This window comes from Guopingia tenuis, assembly GCF_014384805.1.
In the GTDB taxonomy this organism is placed as follows: domain Bacteria; phylum Bacillota; class Clostridia; order Christensenellales; family Christensenellaceae; genus Guopingia; species Guopingia tenuis.
Genome location: NZ_JACRSS010000002.1, coordinates 81,820 through 94,549 on the forward strand (window position 1 = coordinate 81,820; position 12,730 = coordinate 94,549).

Here is a 12,730-nt window from a genome sequence, read left to right on the forward strand (position 1 = left end):
GCCTTATGACCTCCTGCTAAAAGCTCGTTTTTTCGCGATCTTCTTGCGTTTCTTGCCATCCCGGTAGTAGTAACCGTATTCGTCACTATAGGACCGGACGCCGTTGAGCGCCACGCCCAAAATGTTGGCCTTCGCTTTTTTGAGCTGCGCCACCACTTCCTGTTCCTTCTTTGCATCCACCATACCCGCGCGGATCACCAGCAGCGTTCCGTCCATCATTTCGGAAAGGATGGCGGCGTCGATGAATACGCCCACCGGCGGCGTATCGAAAATAACGATATCAAATTCCTGTTTCAGCTTTTCCACCAGCATTCGAAACTTTTTCGAGCTTAAAATCTCCACCGGGCGTTTCATGTCCCGGCCGGAATCCAGAAAATAAAAATTCTTCTGGCGCGTCGGCTCCACCGCGTTCATCACGGGAATGCTGTCATCATAGAGGAGCTCCAGCCAATTAGTCGCCGGGCGCAGGCTGCGCCGGTTGGCCACCATTGGCCGGCGGCAGTCTGCCTCCACCAGCAATGTTTTTTTTCCTTCCTCCGCCATGGCGGCGGCCAGAGAGATGGCAACGGTGGTCTTTCCCTCTTCCGGCATGGCGCTGGTAATGGCGAGTGTCCGGATCTCCTTATCTACGCTGGAAAATCTTATGTTTGTCCGCAGGGTTTTAAATGCCTCGCTGACTTCGGGAACAATCGTTCCCGCTGCGTTCATATTTACCGCCATTTTTTGTCCTCCCCGTTATCTTCTCGCGGAATCTGCCCCAAAACTGGCAGATCCAGTAACTTCTCCACATCGTCCGCATTCCGGATGCGGGTGTTGGTCATCTCCAGAATCAGGATGAACAGCGCCGACACCACCAGGCCAATCAGTCCGGCGGCCAGTACATTGCGCATCAGGCTCGGCCCGGAGGCTTCCGTCGGCGTGACTGCCGGGTCAATTACCGAAATATTTTCCGTGTTCGTCACTTCCAAAATACATTCCGAAAGCGTTTGTGCCAGCGCATTGGCGACAACCGCCACTTTTTGCTGGTCTTTCCCTTCCACATTCACATAAAGCATGCGCGTGTTGGCTTCCGAAGAAATGCTTACGGTGAAATCGTCCAAATCCTCCAGGCCGGCAATCTGCGCCGCCTGTTTGGTTACCCGGTCGGTCTGGGCAAACGCGCGGTAGTCGTTGACCAAAAGTGTGCTGGTGTTGACATCCGAGGATGTGATGGTATCCGACGCCTGATTCATGACATAAAGGCTGGTCTTGGCCGTATAAACCGGCGGCAGAACGTTGCTGCTGATAAACGCCGTGACCGCAACGGCAATAAAGGGGATCAGAACAAAAACAACGATATGATCCAGTATTGCCTTAAAAAAATCTTTTACTGTAAAGTCTCTCATGTATTTTACCTGTTACTTCTCATTTTATTTTCTTTTGCAGGAATTTCCCGAGAACGATCACCGCTCCTGCAACGACCGCCGCGGCCAGCGTAATCAAAATCCATCCTGCGCCGCCGTTTCCGCCGCTGCCCTGCTCCGTTTCCGAGGCAGGCTGCGATTCAGCAGGACTCTGCGGCGGAGCTGCCGGGGAAGTCTGCGCGGAGGCCTCCTGGGAAACCGCCTGCAAAACAACGCTCCCGATCTCCGTCTCCCCATAGGTAAGGCGGGCCGTCATGGTAGCCGTGCCGTTTTCCTCCTTCACGGACTCTGCATCCGCTGTCAGCCGGAGCTGGGCCGTATCCAGTTCAAAACCGGGATAGGCTGCGGCCGTAATACTCTTGACAATGGGCGTCCAGCCGCTGACCTCTTTTCCGCTTACCGTCGCGGTCACTCCTGCCGCCAATTCTTCCACCTGTCCCGAGACATCCAGCATCTGGATGCCCATATACTGGCTACAAAAATCCTCCAGCAGCGAATACGAGGCGGAAACCGAAGTAGAACCTGCCCAGAATAAAATGGTCAGGTCGTTTTGGTCGTTTTTCGCCCGGGCGGCGATATATGTCGTTTCACTTCCGCTTCCGCGGGAGGCCGCCTGGATCAGGGAATTATAGTCATCCTCCTGCGGATCCATAATGGTCAGAAAATTCCGGATCGAGGAGGGCAGGTTTCTGTTATCCGACTCCATGGTATAGCTGCTAAGGGAGAGAATCTCGCTCAGATCCTCATTGGCATAGAGCGCCCGCGCCAGCAGAAGCTGATCATTCGCCGTTGTCACCTGCCCGCTGTCCAGCGCGCCGGTGGCATTTTTAAAGGTCGTATCCTTCATTCCCAGTTCGGCTGCCTTCTCATTCATCAGAGCGACAAAATCATCCGCTCCCGCCTTTTGCGCCGCCTTATTGGCCAGCGCCACAGCGGCATCCTGGGCGCAGTCCACCATCATGGCCGCCAGGAGGTCCCTGACCGTCAGAGTTTGTCCCGCCCGAAGGCCGATTTTGCGGTTTCCCTGAAAGGGCTCGAGATCTGCCGCCTCCAGAGTCACCTCCTCGGATAATTCCAGGTGATCGACGGCGGTAAGAGCCACCATCCAGCGGACCGTGCCGCCGATGAGAGTCGTCTTTTCGCCCGCGTTCTTTTCCGTCAAAACCGCACCGGTTTTGTTATCTGAAATCAATAAAATTTCGCAATCTTCCTGAAGATTTTTGCTGTCCGGGGCCGTTCCCAGAATATGAAGCGTCGCCGCCGATGCGCTCAGCGTCGTCCCTAAAAGCGCCGCTGCCGCAATGAGCGCCGTCCATATTTTTCCCCATCCGCGTGCTCCTCTCTTCAAACAGTGTTCATCCTTTCCTATATTGTTGCCCATTTTCTGCAAACTATGAGCCCTAAAAATCCGTTTGTTTCCGCATGGTATAATACCACTGCGCCATTTTTCTTTTTGCAGCGACCGCTGATTTTATCCTCTCCCTTTTTGGCCACAGAACAAAATTACCCAGCCGCTCAATTTTCTTTCCGAAAGTATATTGCTATCTGCATAAGCAAATACCTAGTCCTTAGTATACCTCCATATTTTATAATTCGTCAAGCCTAAAAGGTATATTCTGTCGGCTTTTCTGGAAGTATATTGCTATTTGGAGAACTGCATAAATGAATGAATATACAGCCATTATCCAGGGCATGTGACCATAATTTTGACACCTATTGAAAGTGGCTTGCCAGCCGCTCCAGCTGGTATCGTTTTTGTTCCATCGTGGAATGGACATATTGGTTCAGCGTGATCTGCACTCCCGCATGGCCGAGGATCTCGCTCAGCGTTTTGATATCCACCCCCGCTTCAATGCAGCGGGTGGCAAAAGTGTGGCGAAGCGTGTGAAAGGAGCGAGGGGGGATCTTCAAGGCGCGCAGGCTGGCTTTATAGCGGTTGAGATATGTCCGGGGCTCCAGAAAAGCGTGATTGCCGGTCAATAAAAAAGAATGGGGGAGCGCCTGGGCCTGCAAGCGGGAAAACAGGGGAACCAGCCTCCGGGGAAGCGGAATGTTTCGAAACGATGATGGAGTTTTTGGGTCGCATAGGATAACTTTTGTTTTTGAAGGGCTGTCTGCCGCCGTATTCCGAATGCGAAGAAGCGTATGGCGGACATGCAGAACCGCATTTTTTAAATCGACATCATCCCAGGTAAGGGCACAGACTTCTCCGATGCGCAAGCCGGTCATCAGGGCCAGGATCATCCCGCAGCAGCAGGGCGAATTAGCGGCGCTTTCCTCCCAAAAGGCGAGCAGACGCTGCTGTTCCTCCGGGGAAAACACCTGGATGGCGGCGGCCGGAGATTGGCGGATGGGGCGGAAGATAATTTTCCCCTCAGGAAGCCATCCCCGTTCTATGGCATAGCGCACGGCACATTTAATAATGGAAAGCGTATCCCGGACGGTTTTGGGGGAAAGCCCGCTGCCGTCCGCCCGCCCATGCGCGGCCAGGGTGTGCGTAAAAAGATCAATGCGCTCCGAGTTGAGCTTTTTTAGAGGGACCGTTCCCAATTCCGGCCCAATATACCGTTCCCACAGGGATAGATATTGGGCATAGGTGGAAGGCTTTATAGCGGGGCGGATTTCCTGGAGCCAGGAAGTAAAGCCCTCCTGGAAGGTCCGGGACTCTTTGGATTTTGCCACCCAGCCGTTTTGTTCAAGAGATAACTGGGCCTGTCGTTTTGCCTCGCGGGCCTGGGCATAGGTGGGGGCATAGACATAGCCATACTGCGCTTTTCCGCTCAAAGAATATCCTTTGATAAAACGCCCTTCCCAGCGGCCGTCTTTCCGTTTGCGAATATTTTCTCCTCTTCTTGGCATGCGAACTCCTCCTTGCAAACATATATTGTGTTTTGACCCCTGCATTTGACCACGAATAGCCCCCGCATGCAAACCGCTCCGTATATTGCCGATATCATCGGGAGCAGAATTGACAAATATAGCGGGCAAGGCTTATAATTAGCATAGCTTTTGCATAGGGCAACGCATAAATAAAAGAGGTTTCAGCAGGCAAATATCCTACCTATAGCAATATACTTTCGGATTTTTTGCATTTTATACATGCAACAAAAAAAGAGCGCAGAGAAAATTCTCTGCGCTCCTGCTTTTTTTCTGTCAGGCTTTCGGGTCCTCGCCCTTCATGCAAAGGTGGGCTGCCGCCGTCTTGAAGGCCAGAGGCAGCGCCAGAATGTTGGGGTTGGGGCCAACGAATTTCCGCTTGGCATCCTCCAGCGCCTCTTCAAAGGTGGCGCGGGTCTTGAGACCCATGCCCCGGGCATAGCCCGGATCCTGTGCGCCCACGATATAGATGGCGGAGGTGTTCATCTCCGCAATATGGCCGCAGGACATCATGGAAAATCCATGGAAGGGATGGAAGGCGTTGCAGAAGCGGTATTTGCGGATATACTCCTCGTTGGTGGCAAAATACTCGCCGTAGCGGTTCATATCCGGCAGCGTGTTGCTATAGTCGTGCTGGAACATATCATACAGCTCCCTGAGATACGGCCATAGTTCATCGTGGAAATAGCCGTTGCAGATGGAAGAGCAGATGATTACGCAATTTTCGCTCATTACCCGCTTATGCCGGATAACCTGGGCGGAGAGGGCCTGCATCATCATGATGGGGTTGGTGCCCATGCCGTCGCCGTAGTGGAAATTCTGCGGCATGCCGAACACCATCACATCGTATTTCTTCTCGGCAAAGGGGACATAGGTGCGCTTGTCCGCCGTCTTCCAGGAAACCGGCTGCATTTCCTTGGCCCAGCCGCTGTTGATCTCGATCTGGCGGGACTTGCTGTCCAAAACCGCGTCGCAGCAGAAGAATTTCTTGCCCATCATTTTTTCCATATGCTGGCCGATCTCGTCGAACTTGGTGCGCATGAGGGAATGGCCGGAAACCGGCGTGAAGTCGGCGCGGTGCATAACCTGGGGAACATGATGGGAGGCGATGGAGCGCCAATGGGTGATGCCTGTGGCGCAGTGCTTATAGCCGCCCGAATAGCCGCCATAGGGATTGCCCTGGGTATGCCCGATCAGGATAGCGACATCGCTGTCATAAACATATTTGTTCATGAGAACCGGATCGCCGCGTTTGGTCGTCCCCAAATCGACAAGATGGTCATAGTCCTCGCTGTCGTGGTTGATGATCTGGTGGGTATACCAAAATTCGTTAAACAGCTCATCGCCCAGGACGGCGCGGATATCCTGTTCCTTATTCTTGGGATGCAGCCCGTTGGAGCAGATAAGAAGGATATCCTCTTTTTTCACACCCGCAGCATACAGCTCATCCAAAATCAGCCGAATGGAGATTTTGCGGTGCGACGTGGGCTGTTCGCCGCCCTTGACCCGGTCTGGGAAAATAATGGTCACCTTGGCCCCTTTGAAGGCCAATTTGGAGAGAGGCTCCATCCCGATGGGATTGCGGATGGATTCCAGCGTCTTTTCCTTTAGCTGATCTTCCGGAATATAGGGCGGATCCGGCACGGTCACGCCCGGGATAAACACATCCGTATTATCCGGCAGCTCGGCGGCCATAGTTCCATGGCCATATTCAAATTCCAATTTCATAGGACATCCTCCTTTTATCTTCCTTCTTCTTTGAAGCAAAACAGGCAAAAAAACTTCATGGCTGTTTTATTTATCCCCTCCGCAGATGCTGACGCGTCTGCCAAAGTTTTAAGGGGTTTGGGGGACTTTTGGGGGAAGTCCCCCAAGGTCTGGTTATCCCTCAAACGCTTCGATGGTGACGCGCTCCATAAGCTCCTCCACCTGGTCTTTTTCCACAAAGCCCACCTGGCTGTGCATGGCGTTGGAGATGCCGCAGGCCATGGCCAGCCGAGCGCATTCCAGCACCGAAAGCCCCCGGGCGCGGCCAATGCAGAAGCCCGCCACCGTGCTGTCGCCGCTGCCGATGGTATTGACGGCATTGACCTTGGGAATGCGCGCCTTGAAGATGCCCTCCCCGGTGAACAGCAGGCTTCCCTGGCCGCCCTGGGAGATCATGAAGGTTTCCACACCCAGTTCCGCCACTTTTTTCGCCAGCGCGGGCATATCCTTGTCCGTAAGCTCGCCCTGGATTCCAAAGGCCCGTTTGAGTTCCGTCAGGTTCGGCTTGGCATAGAAATATTTTGCCGGGAACGAGCTGGCAAAGTATTTGCTGTCCACATCCAGGGCGCAGAGCGCACCTTTTCTTTCCGCCAGCCGGGCCAGCTCGCCAAAGACGCTCAATTCCATCCCCGGCATGCGGATGCCCGAACAAATGACAATATCTCCCGGGCGCAGATCCTCCTCTAAACGGTCAAAAAACGCCTGTTCCTCTTCTTTGGTGATTTCTTCCCCGGGCTCGACGATCTCTGTTTCCCGCCCGTTTCTTGCATCGATAATGTCAATGGCGGTGCGCGTCTCTCCCCGCGTTTCAAAATAGACGCCTTCGACACCATAGCTCTCCATATCCTGGACGATCATCTGCCCCGTCGCGCCGCCCACAAAGGCATAGAGCACGCAGGGCTCGCCCATCTGGGCCATTACCCGGGCGCTGTTGACCCCTTTGCCGCCGGCGGAGCAGACGGATGGAATTTCCATGAATTTTTTCCCCACCTGATAATCGTCGATATAATAGGTCCGGTCGATGATGGGGTTCAGGCATAACGCACGAATCATTTCCCTTCTCCTTTTTTAATAGCGGCCGGCGCTGTTTACCACGTTGCGCATTTTGTGCTGCACTTCCTTCTGGAAAGCATCCCGGGCCAGCGTGAGATATTTGCGCGGGTCATAGACCGCCGGGCTCTCCCGGAAGAATTTGCGGATGGCCGTGGTGTAGCAGAGGAAGTTATCCACATCCGAATTTACCTTGCATACGCCGTATTTCGACGCTTCGGCGATGGACGCTTCGCTGCAGTTGCGCATATATTCCACCTGCCCGCCCTCGGCGTTGCAGGCGGCAATCAGTTCGGGCGGCAGAGACGCGCCCCCATGGAGCACCAGGGGATAGTCCCCCACAACCCGGGTGATCTCCTTGACCCGCTCCATATCCATGGGCAGATAGTCGTCGCCCTTCACGCCGCCGTGCGTCGTCCCCACGGCGATCGCCAGGCTGTCACACCCGCTGCGCTCGATAAACTCGCACACCTTGGAAGGGTCGGTATACACGGCGTTTTCCGCGAATACTTCGTCCTCAAAGCCGGGCAGGCTTCCCAGCTCGGCCTCCACAATGACGCCATGGGCATGCGCATAATCCGCCACCTGCCGGGTCAGGGCGATATTCGTTTCAAAATCATGGTGCGAACCGTCAAACATCACCGACTGCATTCCCGCATCCACAGCGCTGTTGCAGTCCTCCACGGTCTGGCAGTGGTCGTGATGCAGCACCAGCGGCGCGGAGCTGTCCTCCAGATAGAGCTTGGCAGCCTGAATGAATTTGGGGAAATCCTTCACATATTTCCGGGCCCCCATGGATACCATGACAAAGGCCGGGGAACGCTCGGCCTCTGCCGCACCGATGACGGCTTGGAGCATCTCCATATCGGCCACATTGCAGGCAATAAGGGCATAGTGATTTTTGAGAGCGTCAGCATAAAGTTCTTTCGGGTCGCGTAACGGCATAATCTTTTCTCCTTTTTCCTTTTCAGGGAATGCAGTTTTGATGAATTTACATCCAGTATAGCATATTTTGATGGAAAACGGCTTTCCTTCCGCCATTTTTCTCTGCTACTATTATATCGCGCTTTTTTCCATAAGAAAAATAGTGTTTTTCTATCTCCTTTATAGCCATTTTCTTATATAGTTTGACGCCGCTCTCTCTGCATGCCGGCCGGGTCCAATCTCCTGCATTTCCTTTCCCTTTCGTGAGAATTTGTGTTGCCTGGTTCCCCAAAAACATGTATAATATTTTTTATACCATCTTTATACAATCCGGAGGCAACTCGAATGATTAAAATCAGCGCGGACAGCACCTGTGACCTCTCTCCCGCTCTTTTGCAGGAATACGGTATCTCTCTCGTTCCCCTGGGGATCGTCGTGGAGGAGCAGACATATCTCGACGGCGTGAACATTACGCCCGCCGATCTCTTCCGCTATGTGGAAGAGGAAAAAAAGGCCTGCCGGACCAGCGCCGTCAACGCCTTTACCTATGAGGAAACCTTCCGCGGATATCTCGCCTCCTATGACGCCGTCATCCATATCTGCATCAGCGCGGAATTTTCTTCCTGCTATCAAAATGCCTGCCAGGCGGCTTCCCGGCTGGAAAATGTCTATGTCATCGATTCCCGCAACCTTTCCACAGGCAGCGGCCATCTGGTTTTGGACGCAGCGCAGATGGCGCAGAAGGGCATGGCGGCCGAAGCCATCTATCAGGCTCTTTTGGAGACAGTTCCCAAGGTGGACGCCAGCTTCGTCATCGACCAGCTGGGCTATCTGCGCCGGGGCGGGCGCTGTTCTGCCATTACGGCGGGGGGCGCCAAGCTGCTGCGGATCAAGCCCTGCATCGAGGTCGTTGGGGGCAAGATGGATGTCGGCAAAAAATACCGCGGTTCCTTTGACCGCTGTCTCAAGCACTATGTAAAGGACCGTCTGGCCGAGCGGGAAGATATCGACTACAGCCGCATTTTTATCACCCATACCACCTGCCAGAGAGAAACCGTCGATATGGTGCGCAGTCTCGTGGAAAAATACGCCCAGTTTGAAGAAATTCTGGAGACTGACGCCGGGTGTACGGTATCCAATCACTGCGGGCCCAACACGCTGGGGATTCTTTTCAAACGCAAATAAACCGCGCGGGTTGCGGTTTCTTTCGGGGGAAATGCGGCGTTTTGTCGCGTTTCCCCCGCTTTCTTTAAAAAGAAAGCGGGCAAAGAAACTTCACGACTGGGGTCTGCTTTCTCCCACTGGGTTCCGCCTCTGCCGCGGACTGGCGGCGTTTTTCTTACTTGCAAAGACCTCCCTTTCTTTAAAAAGAAAGGAAACAAAGAAACTTCACGACTGGGGTTTGCTTTCTCCCGCTGGGTTCCACCTCTGCCGCGGACTGGCGGCGTTTTTCTTACTTGCAAAGACCTCCCTTTCTTTAAAAAGAAAGGGAACAAAGAAATTTTACGACTGGGGTCTGCTTTCTCCCGCTGGTTCCCACCTCTGCCGCGGACAGTTTTTTCGTTCTCCAAACAAAAAGGAAGGAGAAAAATATTTCGGCTGCCCGGCAGTATTTCCCCTTGCCAAAACATCTGCGCCTTTTTCCGTCCTTCCGAAATCTTTTTGTCCGCTTTTTTAAAAACAGAAGAGACGGCAGGATTGTGCCGCGCATATTCCAGCAAAATTTTCAGGAACAGACCATCCCGGCGACAGCCTGTCTCCCTTCCCCATCCCGCCGGCGAATCCATCAAATCGTCCATAGCTTCTGACAAAAATCAGCATATCGATACGCAAGAAATGCCGGCGGCGTCTGCCGCTTGCTCCCCTGTTCCGGTCTTTATCCCAGGGGTTCCCCGGTCTTTTGCGCGGGAGCATAGATCCGCATATCCGTTCCCGAATCCTGTACGCATAGGGAAGCGGGCATCCGGCAAAGCAGACAGGTCACATATATGTCCCCTGCCGCCCCGGAGATATTTCCAATCTGCACGCCATATATGACCCAGAACCAGGAAGCGTCCAAAAGGCAGTTCAGCCCCAGCAGAACCAGCCCCCAAAATACCACCGGGGCCAGTGCGATGACGATATAAGCCGCCTTTCCAAAATACGCGCTGCTTCCGGCAAATGCATATATCCCTGTAAACCCATAGTTCACCTTTGCCCTGCTGAAGATCCGCATAAACACCCCATGCGTCAGCTCATGCAGGATAATATAGGCGATGTAGCCCGCCGCCAAAACCAGCAGCTTCCATTTGGCCTCCACCAGCGCAGAAATACCCGGCCCCCATAGAGCCCCTGCCGCCGCCATGGCGATCAGAAGCAGCAGGGAAAACACCTGCACAAAAATCATCGTTTTTTTATCCTTTTGCAGGTCAACGGTGCGAACCATTTCATATCCATCCGGAAGTGTTAAGGAGCTTTTCATGCGCCCTCCTATTTTATGGGATTTTGGGGAAAAGAGCGAAGTTGATTAAAAAAAGCATAACAAAAAGCCGCCCGGAACACAAGGTTTCGGACGGCTTTTTTCATTTCTTTTTTATCTTCCGGCTCTTGTCAGGATTTATCCTTCATCTCGCCCTGCCCGGTCGGTTCGGCCTGGCCGCCCGCCGGCTGCTGGGGGATATGGTGGGGCTGCGTCGTCTCCACCTCCTGCTCCTGGGGCTGCCGGGGCGGTTCATTCCCTTCCCCGCCTTCCAGGCTTTCGCTGGGCTCCCCGCTGCCCGCCATGGGCTCCTGGGGGGAATCCTGCGGGGGAAGCTCACTCTGCTGGGGCTTCTCGGGAAGCTCCCCGCCGGCAAACAGAATCTCAAACTCTTCGCCGGTGATCTTTTCCCGCTCCATCAGGACTTTTGAGATATGATGCAGCTGATCCATATGCTCCCGGAGGATCTCCTGGGATTTTTCATAGCATTCGCTGATGATCCGCCGGATCTCGCCGTCAATCTCGCTGGCGACCTCCTCGCTGTAATCCCGGGAATGGCCCAGTTCCTTGCCCAGGAACACCTCCTGGTCTCCGCCATGGAAGATGGGGCCAATCTGGTCGCTCATGCCGTATTTCACAACCATGCCCCGGGCCATTTTGGTCGCCCGCTCGATATCGTTGGAAGCGCCGGTGGTTATATCTCCCAGCACCAGCTTTTCCGCCGAGCGTCCGCCCAGCATCATGGCGATCTCATCCAGCATCTTGGAGCGGAAATAGTGGTTCTCGTCCTTTTCCGGCAGCGTCATGGTGTAGCCTGCCGCCATGCCCCGGGGGATGATGGAAACTTCATGGACATCGTCGCAGTGGGGCAGCACCTTGGCGCAGATGGCGTGGCCCACTTCATGATAGGCCGTAATCTCCTTATCCCGTTCGCTCATGACGCGGCTCTTCTTCTCCGGCCCCATCATGACCTTGGTGACGGCTTCTTCGATCTCGCTCATGCCGATCTGCTTTTTGCCGCGGCGGGCCGTCAGAATGGCCGCCTCATTCATAATATTTTCCAAGTCGGCTCCAATAAAGCCCACCGTCATCTTCGCCAACACGGAAAGATCCACATCCGGCCCCAGCGGCTTGCCCTTGGAATGGACGCGCAGGATAGCCTCCCGGCCCTTGACATCCGGATAGCTCACATAGACCTGCCGGTCAAACCGGCCGGCCCGGAGCAGCGCCGGGTCCAGAATATCCACACGGTTGGTGGCCGCCATGACGATGATGCCCTCGTTGACCATAAAGCCGTCCATCTCCACCAGGAGCTGGTTTAAGGTCTGTTCGCGCTCATCGTGGCCGCCGCCCAGGCCCGCGCCGCGCTGCCGGCCCACAGCATCGATTTCATCGATGAATATGATGCTCGGGGCGTTTTTCTTGGCGCTTTCAAACAGGTCGCGGACGCGCGCCGCGCCCACACCCACAAACATTTCCACAAAGTCCGAACCCGAGATGCTGAAAAACGGCACCTTGGCTTCGCCGGCCACGGCCTTTGCCAGCAGCGTCTTGCCGCCGCCGGGAGGGCCGACCAGCAGCACGCCCTTGGGGATCCGAGCGCCGAACTGGGTAAACCGCCGGGGATTGCGCAGGAAATCCACGATTTCGGAAAGCTCTTCCTTTTCCTCATCCGCTCCGGCCACATCGGCAAAGGTCTTGCCGGTCTGCTCGCCCATGGTCATCTTGGCCCGGCTCTTGGCAAAGCTCATGGTTTTGCCGCCACCCTGAGACTGGCGCATCATGAAATACCAGAGCACCGCCAAGAGGGCAATGGGGATGAGATAGGGCAGCAGCTGCACGAAGAAGGAAGGCTCCGGCGTCGGCTCATAGGTAACCGCAATGCCAAACTCGGTGGCATCCTGGGCGCCCAAAATCGACTTCAAATCGTTGTCAAACTGCAAAAGGGAAGGGATATAGGTCCGGTAGTCGTGGCTTTCCGGGAATTCCGCGGCGTTCTGAACGGAAGATCCCTCCTTCAGCATGCCATAGGCATTATAGCCGACAACCGTGATTTTGGAGAATTTCCCCTCCTTCACCTGAGTCATAAAATCTGTATAGCCAAGTTCCCTCTTATCCGTGTTGCCCAGCGCCCCAAAGGACGACGTCAGAAGCACGATGGCGAGAATGATCGCCACATAGACAAGAGGGCCCCGCAATGCTTTCTTCAATCAGCTTTTCCTCCTTCTTTTCCTATACATAAACGTACACC

At 54.4% G+C, this 12,730-nt stretch carries 11 protein-coding genes; 1 reads left to right on the forward strand and 10 read right to left on the reverse strand.

The genetic code is table 11. The annotated features are described in order from the left end of the window. Positions 1-3: 3 nt before the first annotated feature. The 7 genes from H8693_RS05560 to H8693_RS05590 form a co-directional block, all read right to left on the reverse strand. Complete coding sequence (locus H8693_RS05560; RefSeq protein WP_249280165.1) at positions 4-720, reverse strand: CpsD/CapB family tyrosine-protein kinase; 717 nt, start codon at positions 718-720, stop codon at positions 4-6. Then, positions 711-1,385 (reverse strand): YveK family protein, encoded by a 675-nt coding sequence (locus tag H8693_RS05565; RefSeq protein ID WP_249280166.1) that lies wholly within the window; start codon positions 1,383-1,385, stop codon positions 711-713. The genes H8693_RS05560 and H8693_RS05565 overlap by 10 nt, the downstream gene beginning before the upstream one ends. 19 nt (positions 1,386-1,404) lie before the next feature. Beyond that, positions 1,405-2,751 carry a D-alanyl-D-alanine carboxypeptidase family protein gene (locus H8693_RS05570; RefSeq protein WP_249280167.1) on the reverse strand — a complete coding sequence of 449 codons (1,347 nt, stop codon included), beginning with the start codon at positions 2,749-2,751 and terminating at the stop codon, positions 1,405-1,407. Positions 2,752-3,116: 365 nt separating this feature from the next. After that, positions 3,117-4,262 (reverse strand): tyrosine-type recombinase/integrase, encoded by a 1,146-nt coding sequence (locus H8693_RS05575; RefSeq protein ID WP_249280168.1) that lies wholly within the window; start codon positions 4,260-4,262, stop codon positions 3,117-3,119. A gap of 294 nt (positions 4,263-4,556) precedes the next feature. After that, positions 4,557-6,008: a lactate racemase domain-containing protein gene (locus H8693_RS05580; RefSeq protein WP_249280169.1), complete on the reverse strand. Its 1,452-nt coding sequence runs from the start codon at positions 6,006-6,008 to the stop codon at positions 4,557-4,559. 153 nt (positions 6,009-6,161) lie between these two features. Then, positions 6,162-7,100: a 1-phosphofructokinase family hexose kinase gene (locus H8693_RS05585; RefSeq protein ID WP_249280170.1), complete on the reverse strand. Its 939-nt coding sequence runs from the start codon at positions 7,098-7,100 to the stop codon at positions 6,162-6,164. Positions 7,101-7,115: 15 nt separating this feature from the next. Then, entirely contained in the window at positions 7,116-8,042 is a 927-nt protein-coding gene (locus tag H8693_RS05590; protein WP_249280171.1) for a class II fructose-bisphosphate aldolase, read from the reverse strand. A gap of 324 nt (positions 8,043-8,366) precedes the next feature. Between H8693_RS05590 and H8693_RS05595 the strand changes: the two genes are divergently transcribed. After that, positions 8,367-9,206 (forward strand): DegV family protein, encoded by an 840-nt coding sequence (locus tag H8693_RS05595; protein ID WP_249280172.1) that lies wholly within the window; start codon positions 8,367-8,369, stop codon positions 9,204-9,206. Here the strand turns inward: H8693_RS05595 and H8693_RS05600 are convergent. The 3 genes from H8693_RS05600 to ftsH form a co-directional block, all read right to left on the reverse strand. Then, on the reverse strand, positions 9,161-9,820 hold the full coding sequence (locus H8693_RS05600; RefSeq protein ID WP_249280173.1) for a hypothetical protein: 660 nt from the start codon (positions 9,818-9,820) through the stop codon (positions 9,161-9,163). The genes H8693_RS05595 and H8693_RS05600 overlap by 46 nt on opposite strands. A gap of 77 nt (positions 9,821-9,897) precedes the next feature. Next, complete coding sequence (locus H8693_RS05605; RefSeq protein ID WP_249280174.1) at positions 9,898-10,482, reverse strand: DUF3267 domain-containing protein; 585 nt, start codon at positions 10,480-10,482, stop codon at positions 9,898-9,900. A gap of 128 nt (positions 10,483-10,610) precedes the next feature. Continuing rightward, a complete protein-coding gene (gene ftsH, locus H8693_RS05610; protein ID WP_249280175.1) occupies positions 10,611-12,689 on the reverse strand; it encodes an ATP-dependent zinc metalloprotease FtsH in 2,079 nt (692 codons plus the stop codon). Positions 12,690-12,730: the final 41 nt, after the last annotated feature.

Bases quoted from the DNA above. Each gene is read 5' to 3' on its own strand.
- H8693_RS05560 (WP_249280165.1), bottom strand. From the start codon at position 720: ATGGCGGTAAATATGAACGCAGCGGGAACGATTGTTCCCGAAGTCAGC.
- H8693_RS05565 (WP_249280166.1), bottom strand. From the start codon at position 1,385: ATGAGAGACTTTACAGTAAAAGATTTTTTTAAGGCAATACTGGATCAT.
- H8693_RS05575 (WP_249280168.1), bottom strand. From the start codon at position 4,262: ATGCCAAGAAGAGGAGAAAATATTCGCAAACGGAAAGACGGCCGCTGG.
- H8693_RS05580 (WP_249280169.1), bottom strand. From the start codon at position 6,008: ATGAAATTGGAATTTGAATATGGCCATGGAACTATGGCCGCCGAGCTG.
- H8693_RS05585 (WP_249280170.1), bottom strand. From the start codon at position 7,100: ATGATTCGTGCGTTATGCCTGAACCCCATCATCGACCGGACCTATTAT.
- H8693_RS05590 (WP_249280171.1), bottom strand. From the start codon at position 8,042: ATGCCGTTACGCGACCCGAAAGAACTTTATGCTGACGCTCTCAAAAAT.
- H8693_RS05595 (WP_249280172.1), top strand. From the start codon at position 8,367: ATGATTAAAATCAGCGCGGACAGCACCTGTGACCTCTCTCCCGCTCTT.
- H8693_RS05600 (WP_249280173.1), bottom strand. From the start codon at position 9,820: ATGGACGATTTGATGGATTCGCCGGCGGGATGGGGAAGGGAGACAGGC.
- H8693_RS05605 (WP_249280174.1), bottom strand. From the start codon at position 10,482: ATGAAAAGCTCCTTAACACTTCCGGATGGATATGAAATGGTTCGCACC.